At 65.8% G+C, this 19,053-nt stretch carries 13 protein-coding genes; 8 read left to right on the top strand and 5 right to left on the bottom strand.

The features are described 5' to 3' along the window. Nucleotides 1–1,026 (top strand): hypothetical protein (locus EA187_RS20480; protein WP_206524416.1); only part of this gene is annotated, 1,026 nt, incomplete at its 5' end. A 337-nt stretch (nt 1,027–1,363) separates the two neighbouring features. Here EA187_RS20480 and EA187_RS17895 read toward each other — a convergent pair. Beyond that, on the bottom strand, nt 1,364–1,825 hold the full coding sequence (locus tag EA187_RS17895) for a hypothetical protein (protein ID WP_127781140.1): 462 nt from the start codon (nt 1,823–1,825) through the stop codon (nt 1,364–1,366). A gap of 239 nt (nt 1,826–2,064) precedes the next feature. Here EA187_RS17895 and EA187_RS17900 point away from each other — a divergent pair, with 239 nt between their 5' ends. From EA187_RS17900 to EA187_RS17920, 5 genes are all read left to right on the top strand, one after another. Next, on the top strand, nt 2,065–3,414 hold the full coding sequence (locus EA187_RS17900) for a hypothetical protein (RefSeq protein WP_127781141.1): 1,350 nt from the start codon (nt 2,065–2,067) through the stop codon (nt 3,412–3,414). A gap of 187 nt (nt 3,415–3,601) precedes the next feature. After that, nucleotides 3,602–4,267, top strand: a complete 666-nt coding sequence (locus tag EA187_RS17905) for an NlpC/P60 family protein (protein ID WP_127781142.1) — start codon at nt 3,602–3,604, stop codon at nt 4,265–4,267. After that, nucleotides 4,267–4,584, top strand: coding sequence for a hypothetical protein (locus tag EA187_RS17910; RefSeq protein ID WP_127781143.1), 318 nt, complete (start codon nt 4,267–4,269; stop codon nt 4,582–4,584). Before EA187_RS17905 ends, EA187_RS17910 begins: the two co-directional genes overlap by 1 nt. Beyond that, complete coding sequence (locus EA187_RS17915; protein WP_115607225.1) at nt 4,584–4,922, top strand: hypothetical protein; 339 nt, start codon at nt 4,584–4,586, stop codon at nt 4,920–4,922. Before EA187_RS17910 ends, EA187_RS17915 begins: the two co-directional genes overlap by 1 nt. Nucleotides 4,923–4,942: 20 nt before the next feature. Next, nucleotides 4,943–5,701, top strand: coding sequence for a metallophosphoesterase family protein (locus EA187_RS17920; protein WP_164856384.1), 759 nt, complete (start codon nt 4,943–4,945; stop codon nt 5,699–5,701). A gap of 420 nt (nt 5,702–6,121) precedes the next feature. Here the strand turns inward: EA187_RS17920 and hflX are convergent, their stop codons facing one another. Then, nucleotides 6,122–8,362 (bottom strand): GTPase HflX, encoded by a 2,241-nt coding sequence (gene hflX / locus EA187_RS17925; protein WP_127781145.1) that lies wholly within the window; start codon nt 8,360–8,362, stop codon nt 6,122–6,124. Between the two features lie 627 nt (nt 8,363–8,989). On the opposite strand from hflX, the gene EA187_RS17930 reads away from it, so the two are divergent. Then, nucleotides 8,990–10,663 (top strand): ATP-binding protein, encoded by a 1,674-nt coding sequence (locus EA187_RS17930; RefSeq protein ID WP_164856385.1) that lies wholly within the window; start codon nt 8,990–8,992, stop codon nt 10,661–10,663. A gap of 106 nt (nt 10,664–10,769) precedes the next feature. Further along, nucleotides 10,770–11,882: a Gfo/Idh/MocA family protein gene (locus EA187_RS17935; RefSeq protein WP_127781147.1), complete on the top strand. Its 1,113-nt coding sequence runs from the start codon at nt 10,770–10,772 to the stop codon at nt 11,880–11,882. A 23-nt stretch (nt 11,883–11,905) separates the two neighbouring features. Here EA187_RS17935 and EA187_RS17940 read toward each other — a convergent pair whose 3' ends face one another. The 3 genes from EA187_RS17940 to EA187_RS17950 all read right to left on the bottom strand — a co-directional run bounded on the left by EA187_RS17940 (nt 11,906) and on the right by EA187_RS17950 (nt 19,018). After that, nucleotides 11,906–12,454: a hypothetical protein gene (locus EA187_RS17940; RefSeq protein WP_127781148.1), complete on the bottom strand. Its 549-nt coding sequence runs from the start codon at nt 12,452–12,454 to the stop codon at nt 11,906–11,908. 209 nt (nt 12,455–12,663) lie between these two features. Beyond that, on the bottom strand, nt 12,664–14,667 hold the full coding sequence (locus EA187_RS17945) for a carboxypeptidase regulatory-like domain-containing protein (RefSeq protein WP_127781149.1): 2,004 nt from the start codon (nt 14,665–14,667) through the stop codon (nt 12,664–12,666). A 595-nt stretch (nt 14,668–15,262) separates the two neighbouring features. Further along, nucleotides 15,263–19,018, bottom strand: a complete 3,756-nt coding sequence (locus EA187_RS17950; protein ID WP_127781150.1) for a VIT domain-containing protein — start codon at nt 19,016–19,018, stop codon at nt 15,263–15,265. Nucleotides 19,019–19,053 lie beyond the last annotated feature (35 nt).

The following is a 19,053-nucleotide window of genomic DNA, read 5'->3' on the forward strand; positions in this document are numbered from 1 at the left end:
GGCCCGGAGTTTAATCCCAACTCCAACCACACCACGTGCGCAGCGCTCATCACCACCAACGAGATTCCCCGGTGGTATGCTCAGGGTGTGCAGGTCGTCGACCACGTCGGGGCGTTTTTGCCCCGGGTGATGCGCATTTACCCCCACGTGCCCGAGCTCACCGGGCAGGATGGCAACAGCTACATCCGCTACGTGGCCAAGGTGTGGTGCAGCTACGCGCAGTTCCGCAGCATCGGGGTGCGTGAGCGTTACGGGAGACTGGAGAGCGTGCGGCGAGAGGCGCTGCAAGCACGGAAGTCTCCCGACGCGCGAGCGCTTCAATCCATACGTCAGTCGATGGAGTCCACGGCGCGGCGCCCGCGTCTGTTGTGGGCGGGCACGCCGGGCGTGCAGGCACCCATCTATTCCAATTGGTATTCCGATCGAAAGTACCGGCAGCATCACCCGCATATTGAGGTGCTGGATGAAAGTCCGGTGACGCTGGAGTTGCCTGCGCCGTCGATCGTTCCGGCGGTGCCACAGAGGCGCGTCGCGCGCATCATGGTGGCGGGTCTCTATGAGAACACAGCTACAACATACACAGACTACGAGGAAGCCCGGCAGGCCGGAGCACGGGGCACCATCCTGGTGAACGGCGAGGAACACGAGATTGTTTTTGTGCCCTATTGTGTGGGTGGTTCGCATATGCTGGAAATGAAACATCGCCAGTATCACAACCTGCCCGGTGATATAGAGCCGACAGGACTAAATGGTACTGAGCAGTGCTTTCGCGAGGGCATGCTCGACTTCGGCCCTCGCGCTCGCGACGGTAATTTCTGGGACCTGGTGGAGATCGAACTTCCGTGGGACGCGCATCGTATTGAAATCACTGTCCCCGAAGAGGCTGAGCTAGAGTGGTTGGATGGCTCCGGCTCCGACAGGCCTGGCGAGCAAAATGGGGAGACTCGCGTACCCAAACGTGGTCTCTGCCGTCTTCATGTCTTCGGCTACTCCATCTGGAACGTTCCTGAGGGGGTATCCTCATGATTCTTTGTACACACGACCTGTAGATTGGCGTGTCGCAATACCGCACCGCGCTCGACCAGGCGTCCATTATACTGCTGGGCATCTATGTGAGGAAGGTGCGAACACTTTCCCATTCCAATATTTCGCGGGACGACATTAAGAACAGGGTGATTTGAGTCGCTGTGAGAGGTATGTATTGGACAGTGACGGCTATCTGAATTAAGTGGAAATCATCCTGTGTTGCATTGATGAAAATGCCCCGGTGGAATCCACTCCGACGTCCGATGCCCTGGTGAACACGATGCCCTCAAACATAGATTATTTGATGCTGGGAGGGATGTGGTGGTGGATGCGCGGGTTATTCTGCGGGAACCTTCCAGACCGCACTATATCGACCTGGGGTGCGATAAACACTCTGATCCCATGGGGCTGTCGGGACAAAATAGCTTGATATGGCGCAACCTTCCGACCCGACGAGGACCACGGCGCTTTCCTTGCAGGCGAACCGATCCACCTCATCGTTTTCGTCGACACATTCGACATAAATAGTCATATTTGGGGCGACCAAGACATCAACCAAACCGCCAATCGTCTGACGCTCATCGGGATAAAAACCGCCACACCTAACAGGACATCCTGCACCGCTGCACTCATCAGGTAGATAGCTTCCGCGACATCCTGTCTCCGATTCCGAGGCTTTGAGCAACGTCCACTCCCGATCATCCTCGTAGTCGCAACGCGGGTCGCGCTGCTCGACTTCTTCACCAGGACCGCAGGCAGTGAGAGTAGCGAGTGCGAGTAGTATTATGAGTGTGCGCATAAGTAGCTCCTGTGTGTCCCCGTGGGCATCGTCGTTGATCTCGCAGACCCTACCTAAACGCGGTGGGAGTCGTCCACCCTTTGCCTCGCAATATAACGCACGTTCGGTGTCTTTGTGCGATGACCACTCGTGGTTACGCAACCTTAATATAACCTTCGACAAGCAAAGCAGCCGCACTGAAGAAAAACTTTCTTCAGTGCGGCTGCTTTGTTTTGGACTTAAACAGACTGGAGGCATTGATGATACTCTACACACACGATCTGTGGCCCGATGAGACGCAATACCGCCCCGCACTCGGAGAAGTCATGCGCTCGGGTCTGACCTACCGAGAGCACCAGCAATCCGCGCATCTGTGGGCGTACCACTTTGGAGACACCTCGGTGATTCATGTGGGCGAGGTGTTTGGCGACCCATCATGGACAAACATCACCCCTGGCAAGGAACCCGTCAGCTCCTACCAGACCACGCTCGCCACGGAGTGCACGTATGAGGGCGGCCCCGGACGCCCCGACCTCGGAGCGTATCGCACGATTACGTTCTTGGACACCACACAGACCTACGAGGTGCGCCTGCGTGGCTCCAACATCGAAGTGCGACTGATGATTGGCGTCGACGGTGAGAAGCCCGTGGAGTTGGTGTTGGGCACCTATGAGAACGGCGCGAACACCTATCCCTCTCGCCGTTTCGTGCGTTTGCCGACCGGAGACACGGCAAACGTGCTGGCGTGGGTGACCCAGGTGCGCGCGCCGGGCAAAGTCGGCTACCTGGAGCAGATTGAAATCACCCCCTGCCGCTTCGGTGGTGATGCTCCTGTGGATTCCACGACCTCATCCATCAGCACAGTGGCCACGATGCCCTCAGGCATGGACTATCCAACGCTGGGAGGCGATGTGGTGATCGGCGCCCGGGACCCGGCGGTGGGTGATATGACGCCCGCCCCTCTGCTTTCCGGGGGTAGGCTCAAGCCGTGGCCAGCCAGCGATCTGACGCATGATGTTGAGGGCTACACCTCCGGCGCGCAGTGGGAGACCAGTGACCAGGGCTTTATCTTTGTTCGCCTTGAGGGCCCCAGCATGCACGTGGCGGCGGCTGCGCCGAAATCGACGGTGATGACGCCGACGAGCGACGGACTCTTTTCGGACACCGCGTGGGTGTTCTCGCTGTCTATGGCGCCCTTTAACATTCACCCCGACAACAGCGGCGCTATCTGGTCGACAGATGTGATCTCATTGGAGTTGATCGACGCCTCCGGGCCCACCCGAGACGTCGAGTTGTCAGGGATTGGAAAGGTCGGCACGTGGGAGCCCACGACCTGGTTCGACGTGACCGTGGCGTGGGTGCCGAATGACGCAAATACAAGTGTGGCAGATGTATTCTGCTGGTTCGACGGCAAGCTCGTCGCTTCATTTTCAGCCGGAGCGAACCCACCGGGCGTGCTGCGCCTGGGCTCCGCCTACCTCGCCGACGATCTCGTTGCCTGGCCGGTCCTGATGCGATGCCAGCGAAATGAGCTCGGCACGCTTTCTGAGATCTTAGGTTATGTGGAAAGCTGGCTGGGTTGGCGTGGTATGATGACGGGCATCTTTTGAGAAAGTGACATGACGATCGCGATGCGCATAACGGACGACTGAGTGCCCATCGTCCGCACCCACCTCCACCAGGACTGGAGCCTTTAGCCCGGCCCACCCAACGCAACGTCGCAAAAAGCCCGCCTCCGGCGGGCTTTTTCATTTCTTGCACCTCACTCAACCCCCAATCCCCCCCCCGGAGGCCCCCATGCCCCTCATCCCCACCGAAGGCGCACAGCTCCGCCGTGCGCTCCTCGCCGCCGCGCTCGAAGAATGGCGAGGGGGCATCGAGTGCCGGCGCGACGCCGATCGCATCAGCCGCTACTTCAGCGCGTGCGGCTGGCAGTGGCATCTCGACCAGCACTCGGGCGGTGTTTTCGATGAGGACATCCGCCGCGCCACCCCACACCTCGAGTACTGTGGGCTTTTTGTGGGGTGGTGCGGGCTGCAGGTGGGCAATTACCTGCACGCCATCCGCTGTGTGCCGGTGCGGCTCAAGCCGGCCATCGCAGAGTTCGTGCTGCCCTCGACCTACCGGGCTCAGAGCGCAGCCCACTGGGCGCGGGCAGGCCTGGCGATGCCCACTCCGGTAGGCGCCGGCGATCTGCAGCCGGGTGACATCATCACCCTGCGCACACGCGCTGAAGGGGCGAAGGCCTACGGGGACCACGTTGCCATCGTGGAGTACGGCGCAGGGAGCCTGGTGCACACCGTCGAGGCCAACGCCAGCGGCATGCTGGGGCCCGATAAAAGGCCGGGGCGAGGGGTGGTGCGCAGGCGGCGTCTGCGGAGCGATGTGCGAGGGGGGCTGCGGTTGAGCTCGGAGCACTTCGAGCATGTTGAAGACTTTGAACGGATGGAGGAGGTGAGCTGATGGAGCAGGCATTGATGATGGTGGGTGTGTGGTCGGCGGCGATCTATGCGGTGATCGAGGCCGTCTGGCGGGTGCCGGGCGTGCGGGATCATCCGGGCTGGGCGCGGGTGCAGCCCCTGATGCCGCTCGTGCTGGGAGGGGTGACGGGGCCGGTGGTGGTCGACGCGCTGGTCGAACAGGTGGGTTGGGCCGGGGAGGTGGGCGTGGGCGCGGCGGTGCTTGTGGGCGTGGGGGCCGGGGCGCTGGCGGCCTCAGGTTATAGCGCCAACAAACAGACGCTACGCGGCAAGGACCGCCGTATTACCGGAGAGGGATGATGGAATGGGAGAGACTGCTGACCCACCTGGGCACCGCACTTCTGGGCGCGCTGGTGACGCTGGGAGGCGCGGTGATGGCGGCCTGGCGCAAGCATCGCGAGAGCGAGCTTCTGGCCGGGCAGTCGCTGCGCGACGAGCTACGCGAAGAGTTGCGGGAGACGCGCGAGGAGCTGCGCCGGGTGCGTGAGGAGCTGGAGCAGATGAAGTCGGAGCGCCTCGTGCTCAAACGCGCGCTGGATACCCGCGATGAAACCATCCGCCGCCTGCAGGTGGAGGTGGCGATGCTCCAGGAAGGCCAGCGTCGACTCGAAGTTCGCAGCGATAGCGAGGCGTTATGAGACCGAACGATACACCACTCATGCTGCCCTTAACGGGCGTGCCCGATCTGATTCACCTGAGTGATCTGCATCTTCGCGATGACGAGAGCCTGCGCCGCCTTCGGCGGCTTGTTCAGGCGATCGCGACGCGTCACGGTGCAGCTCAAAAGACGGTGGTGGTGCTGACGGGCGATATTGTCGACACCCCCGATCGCGCGCTCTGGAGGGAGGCCGAAACACTCGTTGCGCTTCTCCAGGATGCGGGCGTGGCCGTGGTGGGGTGTCCGGGGAACCACGACGTGGGCTGGATGGGGCTGGGGGCCAACGCAGGCGACCGTGCCATGGCGCAGCGCTGGTTTACGACGACCTGGGGCGCCCCGGAGAGCGCAAAAGCGTGGCCTCGGGAGTATGGGGCGCCGGGGCTGACGCTGCTGCTCTGCGATACGACGGTGGGAGAAAACACCCTGGCGACGGGGCAGCTTGGCTACACCCAGCGCATGGCGTTGGCGGCGGCTGCGCAGCGGGCAAAAGCGCGGGGGGATCAGGTGGTGGTGGCAATGCATCATCATCCGGTGAACGACGATGCGTCGTTGAAGTTGCACGACGCCGAGGCCTTGCTGCACCTGCTGGCGAGCCGCTGCGACGTGCTCTTATGCGGGCATCTGCATCAGGCCAGCGCCTGGTCGGGGGTCTGGGGAATCGGGCGCATCTATGCGGCGGACGCGGCGGTGGAGGCGCAGCGCTACCGGCATCTGAGTTTTCAGCACGGGAGGTGGCTGGCGTCGTGGGTGCGCCCCTGATGTTTTTGGCGTGATGACGTGATGACGTTGGGCGCAGCGGAGATGTCACTGGCGCTCGGGTGCGGCGCCCTCCCCTCGTCGACCTCTGTGGGTCGCACTCCCGTAGCGGCGCCGGAGGTGCTGCCGGGGTCGACCTGAAGATCGGATTCGGCTCTTCGACCTGTTTTATGGGTCTGGCTGAGGGTCGAGTCCCAACCCGAGGGGTGGTGGAGGGGTCCGGCTGAGGGTCGAGTCCCACCCGGAGGGGTGGTGGAGGGGTCCGGCTGAGGGTCGAGTCCCACCCGGAGGGGTGGAACATGCCCCCGAATGAGGGATAACCACTCATTCGGGGGTGATGCTCTGGGGTCAGACCGGGGGTGAGGTGCGGCCCGGAGGGGTGAAGCAAAGGTGAACGCGAAGGTCGGGCCGCAACGGAGAGGATCAGGCTTGAGATTCCAGCGCTTTTACAAGATTGCGGGCATGGGCCAGCGCCTGGTCGTGGTCGTTGTCGAGGGCCCAGTCGGCGGCGATAACTGCGTAATAGGCCCAGCGTTCCCGGCAGCGCTCCACAAGGGCGAAGCCCGGCTCTGCGCCCTCTTCATCAAGAAGATCGCGCAGGCGCTCGAGCGTGCCGGGGGGAAAGGCGCCGATAAAGAAGCTCAGGTCGATAGCCGGGTCGCCCCGGTGGACCTCCGACCAGTCGATGATGCCAATGACCTGACCACGCTCATCGAGCAGGAGGTGGCCCGGGTGAAGGTCGCCGTGGACAAGCCTCGGCTCCCAGGCCCAGAGATGGTCGGCGTCCAGCCAGCGCTCCCAGCGCTCGCGGACCTCGGAGGAGGGTTTGAGCACCGAGAGGACGCGGGGAAGCATACCTCTCAGGTGATCGCGCTCCTGATGCGGAGAGCGTTGAGGGATGCCTGCCGCCTCAAGCCGGGAGGCCGGTAAGCGATGCATGGCGGCGATGGTGCGAGCCACCGAGCGCAAAAAAGCCTCGGAGGGGTTCTGCGGGTTGCTCGGGTGCCAGGAGAACTCTCCGGTGGATGAGATATGCCAGCCGGGGCTGCCCTGAAGGCGGCGGTAGGCGATGATCTCGGGGGTGTGGAGCTCCCAGCGTGGGAGCTCAACGGGGAGCTCATCGCTGAGCGCGCGAAGCGCGCGGGCCTCCTGGCGCGCGGCCTCGTAGAGGCTTAAGCGTCGGGGGGTGCGCACAATCCAGGGGTCGCCCTCCTGGTCGATGGCATGCAGCACGCGATAATCAGCGCCGCTCTCATCGAAGACGCCGGCCGAGGGGTCGTGGGCGTCGTCCACCATCAGCTCCAGACCGTAGTCGGCGGCGCGCTCAAGCAGGCTGTCGACGTCATCGAAGAGGGGCGGGTCGGGGAGCTCGGCGCGCCAGAGCGGGATGGCGTGGGCCGGAGCGCGGACTTTGAGGGCCGTGCCCCGGGGGCCGTGGTGCTGCTCGACGACGCGGGCCCCCTCATGCACGGCGCCCAAAACATGACCGAGCTCAAAGGGAATGAGCAGGGATTCTTCGACGAAGGAGGTCTCCTGAATGCGGGCGATCTCCGCGTGCAGGAGTTTGACGAGCTCGGGGCGCATCGCGCTGACCTGCAAGGCGTCGGGCATGCGCATGCGCAGGCTGGCGCGCTCGGCGTCGTCGAGGCGGTCAACCTTGTTGAAGACAACGCGGGAGTGGGGGTTGGCGCCGATGTCCTGAATCGTCTCGCGGGTGACGTTGAGATGCTCGGGCCACTCCGGGTCGGAGGCGTCGAGGACGTAGAGCAGAAGATCGGCGTCGTGAGCCTCATCCAGGGTGGACTTAAACGACGCCACGAGCTCGTGGGGCAGGCGCTTGATGAAGCCGACGGTATCACTGACCACGACCTCGGGCTGAAGCGGGGGGTCGAGCTTGCGGACGGTGGTGCCGAGGGTGGCGAAGAGTTTGTCTTCGACGAGCACCTCGCTGGAGGTGAGCGCGCGCATCAGGGAGGATTTGCCGGCATTGGTATAGCCCACCAGGGCCACCTGGAAGGCGCTGGAGCGACGCGCGCGCTGGGTGGCGGCGTGCTGCTGCAGGTCGGTGAGCTCGCGGCGCAGGGTGACCAGGCGGTCGCGCAGGCGTTGCCTGGCGAGCTCGACGTTGGTGTGCCCCTTCTCCCCGCGACCACCGCCACCGCGGCGGTCATCGGCGACGTGGCCACGGCGCACCCGGGGGAGTTCGTATGCGATGCGGGCGATGTCGACCTCAAGCTGGGCCTGACGGGTCTGGGCGCGTTCTTCGAAGATGCGCAGCACCACGCCGGAGCGGTCGGTGACCTTCAGGCCGAGGGCCTCTTCGAGGTTGTCATGCTGGCGGGGGGTGAGCTCCCCGTCGAAGAGCACGCGGGTGATGCCGAGCTCTTCGATGGCGTGCACGATCTCTTCGAGCTTTCCGGTGCCCAGGAGTTTTGCGGATTTGGAGCTACTACGGCGCTGGGAGTGAAAGCCCAGCACCTCAATGCCCAGGGTGTTGGCCAGGCGTTCGAGCTCCCGGGCCGAGCTGTACAGCTCCTCATCATCGGTGTGTGAGAGCTGCACCGAGAGGATCAGCGCCCGCTCAGGCGTCGGGGTGATGTCGTGGGTCGAGAATGGTTCGCGACGCTCGTCGGCGTCGGGAGTGGTGTCGTCGTGATGGCGCATAGGGCCTCCTTGCAGGTGAACGTACCGGCAGAGAGGGGGAGCATGACGAGGATTCTGGCGTAGGGTGATCGGAGGTTCCGGGCCACGCGAGCCTGGCAAGACAGGGGTATGCCGGCATCTTGACTCCGAAAACGTCCACATCGACGCCCACCGGGGCGGACGTCCGGGCAAGATAGCCGGGTGACGTCGCCCTGAGAGGGGCGCAGCACGCGCATACATATCCTCGTTGCTACGCCCTGCTCTGGAGCCGGGGTGTAGAACGAAGGGTGAGGCGCCCGCTCAACGCGGGGGGCGCGCTCAGCGCAAGCGGATGTGGAATAGATCGATCATCGTCGTCATCAAGTGGGCGCGCGGCGTCGGGCCGGGGTAGGCGTTCAACGCGCGCGGCGTGATGAGGCAAGGGGCCCCTTTGAGGCTGCCATAGCACGGCACCTCACTGGCCGAAATGTAGGGATGGCCGGGAGGGGATGTCAAGTCGGCGCACCTGTGCCGTCGTGGCACCACGACGACACAGGGCGGTGGTCTTGCCCGGAGGAGAGGTCGTTCCTACCGTCGGGGCGGCACTGTTGGGGGAAGGTAGAAGGTCGAGGGGACGTGTTCCGGTGTGTTCAGGATAGCGAGAGCAGTATGCGTATGAAGGAGCGAGATATCGAAGTGTTGCGCACGTATCTGGGTGAGCGCTCCACGGTGGAGCATCTCTGCGCGCATAAGCATGCGGTGGTGCTTGTACAGGATGTGTACGGCACGATTCGCGACTGCATGGGCGACACGGAGCGACTCTTCGGCATGTCGGCCGAGGCGCTCATGGACGTGGAGCCGCAGAGCTACGCCTGGCGCCTGCTCGATGAGAAGGGACATCCTTTTGCACCGGAGCAGCTCCCGGGGCGGCGCGCGGTGAGCACGGGGCGAGCCCATGAGGGACTTGCGGGGGTGGCACTGGCCGAGGGGGAGCCGGTGTGGGTGAGTCTGAGCTGCCATCCGCTCTACGAGGGGAATGAGGTCATCGGGCTTCTCACAACGCTCATCGATGTCTCGGCGTTGCAACTCACCCGCCAGGCGCTGGCCGAGGTGGAGGCCCGGTTGCGGGAGCAGCATAAGATGCAGGCCGTCGAGCGCATGGCCGCGGCGATCGCGCATGACTTCAACAACCTGCTCAGCGTGGTGTTGAGTCAGACCGACTGTGTGCTGGCCGACTACGGGGAGCAGCCGGGGCTGCGCGCCGACCTGCTGGAGATTCGGGAGGCGACGGAGCGGGCCGTGGAACTGACACAGAACCTGCTCGCGGTAGGAAAGGTGCAGCATCAGGCACCGGTCTCACTCTCCCTCAACGCGATGCTCGAAGAGTTCGGAGAACTCTTCCGAGCGCTGATGCCGGAGGTAACCCTCGACTGGCAGCCGGGGAAGCTGCGCTACGGGGTGCGTGCGGATCGCAGCCAGCTGGAGCAGATCGCGCTCAACCTGATGGTCAACGCCAGCGAGGCGATGGAGGGCAAGGGCCGGGTGGTCGTGCGCACCGAGGAGGTGGTGCGCGAGGGGGAGGTGGTGATTCTGCTGAGCATTCGCGATGAGGGCCGGGGGATGGTCCCGGAGGTGGCGCAGCGGGCGTTTGAGCCTTTTTATACCACCAAAACCCCCGGGCAGGGGGCGGGGATGGGGCTGGCAACGGTCTACGGTGTGGTCTCGCAGTCGGGAGGACGCGTGGAGCTGGAGACGTCCCCCGCGGAGGGCACGGAGGTGCGGGTATGGTTGAGAGCTGGAGAGCTTCTCGAGGGTGAGCCGGAGGAGGTGGACACCACGACCACCGACCTCGGCGGAGCCAGGGAGATAGCAGACGAGCAGGCGCCCTCCACCGAGAAGAGGCGACCTTCGGGGAGCCTCTCACCGCTGCGCCCTCATCAGCCCACGGCGCTCGTGGTTCTGGAGCGCGAGAAGGACCGACGTCTGGCTCGCAAGGTGCTGGAGCGGCGAGGATTCCGAGTGATCGACTGCGCGCTGGCTGATGAGGCGCGCTGTCTGGTGCATATCGATGCGCCGCTGGGCGTGTTGATATGCTCCCGACACCTCCCGGAGGCCTCGGGGGTGGAGTTGGCCTCGGAGTTGATGAAGCTGCGACCCGGGCTGGGGCTGGTGTTGGTTGGCGAGTCTACGGACGATGAGGAGCTCGCAAGGACCTTTACCGAGACGCCGCAGGTGATCGCAGCGCGTTTTGATGCGGAGGCGGTGCAGAACGCGGTCGAGAGGGTGTTGCGCTCGAACGAAGTACGAAGACGGATGCCCCCGGGGGGAGGTGTGCCCGGGTGAGGGTGTGTTCGGCGTCGGGGGATGGAGGATTTCGCGGCCTGCAAGCTGTGCTCAGATTTGAGGCAACGCCTGCCAGCCGACCTCCACCAGCAGTGCCGAGGAGTTTATGCGCACCACCAGCACACCGATTCGTTACGGGGTGATCGGGCTCGGGCATATCGCCCAGGTCGCGGTCTTGCCCGGGTTTGGTAACGCCAAAAACGCCAGCCTCAACGCCCTGATCTCCGGCGATGCCGAGAAGCTCCGGGTATTGGGGGAGCGTTACGACGTGCCCCACTGCATCGACTACGAGAGCTTCGACGACTTTATTAACGCGGGGCATATCGACGCCCTCTACATCGCGCTCCCCAACCACCTGCATTGCGACTACGCCCTACGTGCGGCCCGCGCCGGGGTGCACGTGCTCTGCGAGAAACCTCTGGCGGTGACCGAGGAGGAGTGCCGCACCATGATCGCCGCCTGTGAGGAGGCCGGGGTGCACCTGATGACGGCCTACCGCCTGCACTTTGATCCGGCGCACCTGCATGCGGTCGACATCGCGCAGCGCGGGGATCTGGGAGAACTTCGCTACATCCGCGCGGCCTTCGGACAGAACGTGGTCGAGGGGGACATTCGCCTCTCCCCGCTCGATACAGGGGGAGGCAGCGTGTACGACATGGGGATCTACTGCATCAACGCCGCGCGCTACCTCTTTGGGGCGGAGCCGATTGAGGTGATCGCGACAAGCCAGCGGCGCCCGGGTGACCCGCGTTTTGATTATTGCGATGAGTCTACCAGCGTCACCCTGCGTTTTGAGGGAGAACGTCTGGCGACGTTTATCTCCAGCCTGGGGAGCGCGTCGATAAGTCAGCTGGAGCTTCTGGGGGAAGATGGGCTCTTACGTTTAAGCCCGGCCTTTAGTTACGCTCACCCCATCACGATGCATGTGAACACCCCGGAGCACTTTGAACGCACCTTTCCCAAACACGACCAGTTCGGGGCACAGTTGAGCTACTTTGCCGATTGCATCGCCGGGGGCCATCCCCCGGAGCCCGACGGCTATGAAGGGCTTGCCGATGTGCGCATCATCGAAGCGATCTACCTTGCCGCGGAGCTCGGGGAGGCGGTGACGCTTGCGCCGGTGGAGCAGCGGGAGCGACCGGACGTCTCCCAGATCATTGTGCGGCCGGCGGTAGAGAAGCCTGAGGAGGTTCACTCCTCAGGCCCGAGCGCCGGCTGAGGCCCGACGCGTCGCGCTGCGGCTCAGCTCTCGTGGGTGTGATAGTGCGGCTCTTCGACCTGCTCGCTCTCCGCGAGGCGACGCATGAAGTCGTCGGCGTCGGTCGCGCCAGCGTCTGAGGGGAGCCGGGAGGCTTTGAGGTCGGGGAAGATGTAGCGGCGCGAGGCCTCCCCGACCACCACCGAGTAGGCATGGCCACGTTTCTCGAACTCGGCGAGCACGTGGGCGGACTGATCGAGGTTAAGTTTGCTCTCCAGGGCCAGGGTGGCCGCGCTGAGCTCGCCGTCGTTTTTACGGACGAGCTGCAGGATGAAGCGTTCCAGGTCTTCGGGGACGACCAGACGGCGCGACTCCAGGGTGAGTTGACGGGCCTTGATGCCCAGGACGATACCGGCAGCAAGAATCAGCCCAAAGAAGCTCATCAGGAGCAGAGTGCCCTCGGGAGATGCGCCGATGAGCACATCGTAACCAAAGCTCAGGATACAGGGCAGACTGAAAAGGGTCATGGCGAAGGACCAGATCCACAGCACACGGGCCTGCCGCTTTTTTTGGCGTTGAGCGTGTTCAAGCATGGTCGTTCTCGTGGAAAGTTTGTCGGCATCGGCCGCGTATTCCGGGGGCGAGCACTCTAACGCAGGTCGTTACAGGCACGCCAGCCTGCACCCGGCGATCGCGCGCGCTTCGTTCCTGCGAAGGGTCAAGATGTACACGAAGGCCCGGGCGGGGACGCTCGGGGGGGCGCTGCACCGGCCGGAGCGTTGCGCACCGCTGGCGAGTTTGCTCAGTGCAGTACTTGCACGCGCCGGCGGGCGATGCCCACCACAAAGTCACCTTCACCCAGGCGGCTGATGCCCAGGGTGATCGGAGTGCCCTCCTGCCCGCGGATAAGCTCGATGACCTGGTTGAGGCTCAGGCGCTGGGTGGACCTCCCGTCGACCGAGGTGATGCGGTCGCCGGGCATCAGTCCGGCCTCCTCGGCCGAGGAGCCGGGCATGACGCTGCTGATGATGATGTGGCGCCGCTCGCGGTGCAGGCTGGTGCCGATACCATAGAAGGCCAGCGCCGGCTCCAATTCATCGGTGGGGGTGAGCACGATGTCGTGGATGAGCTCCTCTCCGCTCTCCAGCTCCAGGCCAGCCACCAGCTCGGTACCATAGCCGCGGGCTCGCACGCGCAGCGTGACGCGGCCCGGGGGAAGCTCCGCCAGCGCGAAGCGCCCCGAGGGGTTGGCGATTGTGGAGCGAGGGGCCAAAACAGTGGAGCTCTCCAGAAGCAAAAGCTCGGCCGCGGGCACCGGCGCATCGGTGATGGCGTCGCGTACCACGCCGGCGACGGAGGCGCCCTCGTGGAGCTGGAGGTTCACCCGGGGCGTGGTGCGTCCGATGCGGACCTCCAGCAGCTCGGAGGTGGCCGAGGCCAGCCCCGGGGCCGAGGCCTTCAGGGTGTAGAACCCCGGGGCCAGAGGGCCGATGGTGAAGCGTCCCGCGGCGTCGTTGACCTCCACCGGCGCGATATTCCGCGCGTTGAAGGGATGGGGCGGGGGCACCTCCATCTCGGCGATGGCGATGGTGTACGAGGTTAAGGGGCGGCCCCGTGGGCCCAAAACCGTGCCGCTAAACTCGCCGCCGGGGCGCAGCTCCAGGACGACGGCCTGGCCGAGACGGGCGCGCTTCTCAAAGGAGGCGGTGTACTGGCTGGCGGTCGCCCGCAGGGTAAAGGTCTCGTCGGGAGCGTCAGGCCACATGAAGACGCCGTTGCGATCAGCCTGCAGGCTCCGGGAGTCCCGGGCGTAGGTCGCGATCACAAACCCGCTCTGCGGCTGGCCCTCGGGGTTGAGCACGCGCCCGAAGAGGCCCTGACCGCGCTCCAGCACCACCTCCTGGTCGGCCATCGCGCGGGCCTCCACATCGAAGGGGCCCACCGTGTCTGGGAAGTGTCCCCGGGCCGAGGCGCTGAGCGTGTACGCCCCGGGCTCTAGCCCCTCGAAGCGAAAGCTCCCGTCGCTCTGGGAGCGCCCCTGCCGGGAGCCTCCGGGGCCCACAAGGGTGAGCTCGGCCACCAGGGGATCGCCCTGGTCGGTGCGCACCCCTCCGCGGAGGCCGGTGATCGGGCGGAGCTCGATCTGCAGGTCGGTCACCGACTCGCCAGGGCTCAGGGTGAGCGTCTGGCTCTCGGCATAAGGGACGTCGGTCAGCGCGGTCTCCACGCTGATCGTAAGTTCCCCGGCGGCCACCCGGGGGAGCTCAAAGTGCCCCCGGGCATGGGTCTGCGTCAGGTTGGAGAACGTATGCGGCGGCAGCTCCTCGCCGCGGAGCCCGCGGGCCCCGGTGTAGACCAGCCCGATGTCGGCACCGACCACCGGCTGTCCCTCCAGGGTGACGCGGCCGGCCAGCCGGGCCGGGCGGTGCATCACGAGCTCCAGCTCTGCGCTCTGATCGTGTGCGGCCAGCGGCACGGCCCCCAGCGTCCCGACGCCGCCCCGCACATACTTCGGGTGGGTCAGGTCCAGAGTTGTGGCGTCGGCCTCCCGGCGAGCCAGCGCAAAGCGCCCCTGCGCATCGCTCGTCGCCCGCTGCGTGCCGGCCTCCACGGTCGCCCCGGCCAGGGGGCGACCCTCGTCGGTGAGCACGCGCCCGCGCAGCGCGGCGCGCTCGGTCTGGGCGCGTGGCGGTGCCTGCTCGGCGTCGGGCCCGAGCGCGCGCAGCATAAGCGCGCCCAGGACCAGCGCCCCCAGGACCAGCACGATGCCTGCCAGGTACCGCTTCTTCGGTGAGGTTGATGTCATGTGCTCCCGTCTCCACAGGGGGGCCGGCGGTGGGGCGTCACCGCCCGCGCCCTTTGCGCGGGGAGTGTATCAAGGAGATGGCGAGGAGCAACGTTGCTGCGGACCTCTTGGCCTCCCTGGATTCAGGCAGAGACATCGAGAGCTAAGGGGTCTGAGTGGCGGGACTTAGCCGTCGAGAAGCGCAGGTAAGCGCGCTGAGTGGGCGATGTGGGTATCGAGAAGCGCAGGTAAACGTGCTGAGTGGCAGGACTTAGCCGTCGAGAAGCGCAGGTAAGCGCGCTGAGTGGGCGATGTGGGTATCGAGAAGCGCAGGTAAGGGGGCTTGAGTGGGCGATGTGGGTATCGAGAAGCGCAGGTAAGCGTGCTGAGTGGCAGGACTTGGACGTCGAGAAGGGCCGCTAAGCGCGCTGAGTGGGCGATGTGGGTATCGAGAAGCGCAGGTAAGCGCGCTGAGTGGCAGGACTTGGACGTCGAGAAGGGCCGCTAAGCACGCTGAGTGGGCGATGTGGGTATCGAGAAGCGCAGGTAAGCGCGCTGAGTGGGCGATGCGTCGGCTCCACCGGGGCGAAACCCGCGTTCCGACCTCCCCTGCGCCTCACCTGGACCGGCGTGCCGTTATGACGTAGGCCAACCCGTTCAGGACCTCGGGGAAGATGACCTGCTCGCTGGTGCCGTCAGCCGTAAGCACCTGAGCCCGGGTCCCCTCGGGGGCGCGTGCATACACGAGGAGCGTAGTGCTCCTCCTTAGCTCGACGATGGCGTCGAGCACCGCCTGGCCCTCGGCGTTGGTGGAGCGCTCCATGGCCACGATGCGCATCGGGTAGGAGGCGCGGCTGATCTCAAACCGGTCGGGGGAGACGACCAGCAGCTCCGGTTCGCCCGCCGAGGAGACCGGAGCGCTGAGGATCACGCGGGCCTGCGTCTCACTCAGGGTGTGCTCGGCTGGCGAGGGGGGCGCGAAGGCATCGAGTGAGACTTCGGCCGCAGGGGGCGCGACGCCCAGCGCGCCTAGATCGCTGATGCGCGGGCAGTCGGCCACTCCGGGCTCCGGGGTTATCCTGGTCCGGGAGCGGGCACCTTCACCTGCCCTCGCCCGCAGGCTGCGCACGCTCTGGAGGTGCGCGCAGGCTCGGGCGGGCTGCCCGCTGAAGAGACGTCCGCGGGCCAGCAGCTCCTGAACGTCAACGCTCTGCGGGGCGCTGTCGACCACGCCTGAGAGCACCGTGCGGGCGCGTTCATCCTCGCCAGTCCAGGTCAGGTAGTGGCTGTAGAAGAGGAGCGCGTCGGGATCGAGGCGGTCGTACTCCAACCAGTCTCCGAGCTCGATACGCGCGCGGCCTCCGGTGTAGCGGATGTGATCATCGACCAGGCGGCGCCGCAGGTCGCGACGGCTGCGGTCGCGGGTGATGTCCCGGGCCAGCTCGCCGGCGGTGCGAGACAAGGCGGATCGCCGCCCCCGGGGGGCACCGCCGGCTCGCAACTTCCGGTCCATGTGCAGGGTCACCTCCGAGGTCGGCGAAGTCGGCGAGGTGGGCTCGGGGGGACGGTGCACAGGAGGAGAGGACGTGGGCCGACGCGATGTGGGCTGACTGCCGTAGAGAGGAATGAAATCAACGCCCTCGTTGTCGCCGGTGGCGGGCTCTTCAAGAGCACCGCCGCGCATGATCGTGCGCGCAGGGCGAGCGCTGCGCTCACGTCTGGGTGTGTCGTGCGCGCGGCGTGCCTTCACCGTGTTGGGGGGCCCTGGCGCAGCCTGTTGTGGCTCGGCGTTGGCCTGCTTCGGCTCGGCGCGGGAGCCGCCGCGCATGCCGAGGTCGGCTGGCGTTCCACCGGACATCGCGATGTTACCGGACGCGGCCATGTTAGCGCGCGACGTGCTCGTAGAGGGAGCTTGCCGCGAGGGGAACACGTCCAGTGTAAGGGTGCCTGATGGCGTTGGAGGCGGGGGACGAAACCCGGGGAACTGACCTGAATCTCCGCGGACAAACTCGATAGGTTCCACGGCGCGGGGTTGCTCGCGACGGCGCGCCTGCGTCTCGATCTCACTCTCCAGCACGACCCAGGTCGTCAGGGGGCTGAGCACGCTGTGGTATTTGGAGAGCGCGATGGTCAGGGCGTCACTGCGCTCGGGGTCGTCGGGGCGCATGGCGCTGAGCCGGGCGATCTCTTCGCTGGCCCAGAGGGCGGGCAGGTGCAGGGCGGCGGAGTGTTGCCAGCGGGCCGGCCGGAGCTGGGAGGTCCATTCCCAGGGCTCACCGCGACGTTGACCGCTGACGCGCACCTCAAGGGGCACATCGTTTTGCAACGCCTTGAGCGGGAGCCGACCATAGAGCACGAGCTCTTCGCCGGCGCGCAGCGAGGGGGGCGCAGGGAAAGGGATCACCTCGGCCGGAGCACTGACGTGAACCTCGATGTCGCGGAGTGATTCGGCGAGCAGGCGCTCGAGCACCCGCCAGGCATTGGCAGTAGGGCCGCGGCTCGGGTCCAGCACCACCGGCTCGCCGCCACCAAGGCTGCGCGCGAGCAGGCGCTGGGCGTCGCGGTTGACCGCCCCGCCCGGGTCGACCACATGCAGGTGCACGCCGAGCTCTTTAAAGGTGGGCGCGAGCTCATCGACGATCGTGGCGACTTCGAGCGGCCCCACGCTGGTGTGCGCGTCGGTGATGTAGACCACGCTCATCGGCGGCGTGGCCCTGCCCTCACCGGAGCGCGCCCGCGCCACTTCCAGAATAGCGCGAAGGGTCTCCAGGGTGTTCTGGGCACCGCCCTGCTTCATCTCTTTTAGAGCCTCGCGCAAGGACGCATCGGCCGCGGTGGTCCAGCCCTCCCCCAGCACCTCGCAGGCCTCCGCGCAGCTCAGGGCGGCGACGCGGCGAGGAGCCTCCATCTCGGTGAGAAGGGCTCGGCCCAGGCGTTGTTGTGCGGTAAGCAGCGTCGCCTCGCTGCGGTACGAGGCATCAAAAACCAGCAGCACGTCGTCCGGATCGTGGGCCACGCTCAAGGGAAGGGGCGGACGCACGCGCAGGAGCATATAGGCGTCTTCGTCGGGCTGACGCGGCTCGACAAAGACCCGGCCGCTGATCGCCTCGCTTCGCTCGGCGTGCTGCACCTCCACCACAAAGTCGCCCTCCGACCAGAAGTCCTCACGCATCATCGTCACGTGGGCATACTCCGGCCCACCGGGCCTGGCGGAAGGGTTGAGCGCGGCTTCATAGCCCGAGACCTGCACCGCGTCGGCGGGCACGTCGTAGAGTTTAAGACTGAAGCCGACCTCCTCGATGGGATCCTGGGCGATGCCCATGGGGTAAGCATAGCGGTAGCCGCCGGCCGAGGGCTCCAGGCGGTGATAAAACCCGATGCGCACGCTGGCCTGAGCGTCAGGTGGCACACTGCCCAGCCGCAGCTCTCCGCGGGAGGTGGTGCCCTGGTCGAGCTGGGCCTGCTGCAGCCCGAGCGCTCTTGCGGCTGCCCAGGTCCTCTTCGCCTCTTCGCGCGTCTCCATGCGCGCCTCGCGCCAGGCGTTATCAGCGCCGACCTTCATCGCCATACGCGTGAGCACCGCTCCGGGGGGAAGCGCAAAGGTGTAGGTGGCGTCGAGCGCGGCGCGGCCCCGGTTGGCAAAGGTCTCCTCGACCTCGGTGTAGGCCACCGGCCCGTGGATGCCGGCGCGCACCTCCATCTTCAGGTGCTCGACCGGAGGCTGCTCAAGCACCTTGCCAGCATGGAGGGTGCGCAGGTTGCCGAGGCGGCGCACCTGCGAGCCCAGGGGTTCTTCGCGCTCCTGCCCGGCGAAGATGTGATCGAGGTGCAGCGGCGGAAGTTCCACCAGGCTGCCATCGGCCTCGATGCGCAGAGGGAGTGCGCGCGTAAGCGCGCGCTCCTCCTTTGCGGTGCGCACAGTCGCCTGCCCCTCGCGAAGCGTGAGCTCGGAGATGTCGTGGTTGCGCGCGATCTTCACGCGGCCTGCAAGTGTCAGCGCCCTCCCCTCCCCCAGGCTCACCTCAAGCGGGGCGTCGAGAGCGTCGACCCACACGCCCCCGTCGAGCACCTCCGCGGTCGGCGTCTTCCTGGTGCCCAACACCACCGCGGCGCCGGCGGAAAGCACCAGCTTCTGGCCCCCGGGCAAGGTGAGGTGCTGCGTCGATCCGTAGACCGCCTCCACCCGCTCCCCCGGAGCCACCACCGCGGGGATCAGGCGTTCCCGCTCCACCTCTCCCCGCGCCGGAACGCTGACCACATGCGCCTGCCAGGTGGCCGGCCCCTCGATAAGGTCGCGAACCTGCTCGCACCCCGTAGCGCTCAGCATCGCTCCCAATCCCAGAATCACCAGCCAGTGGTGTGCGCCTCGCATACGTGCCCCGTGTGGTCGCCGTCCTCGTGAGTTGA

This window comes from Lujinxingia sediminis (genome assembly GCF_004005565.1).
Taxonomy (GTDB): domain Bacteria; phylum Myxococcota_A; class Bradymonadia; order Bradymonadales; family Bradymonadaceae; genus Lujinxingia; species Lujinxingia sediminis.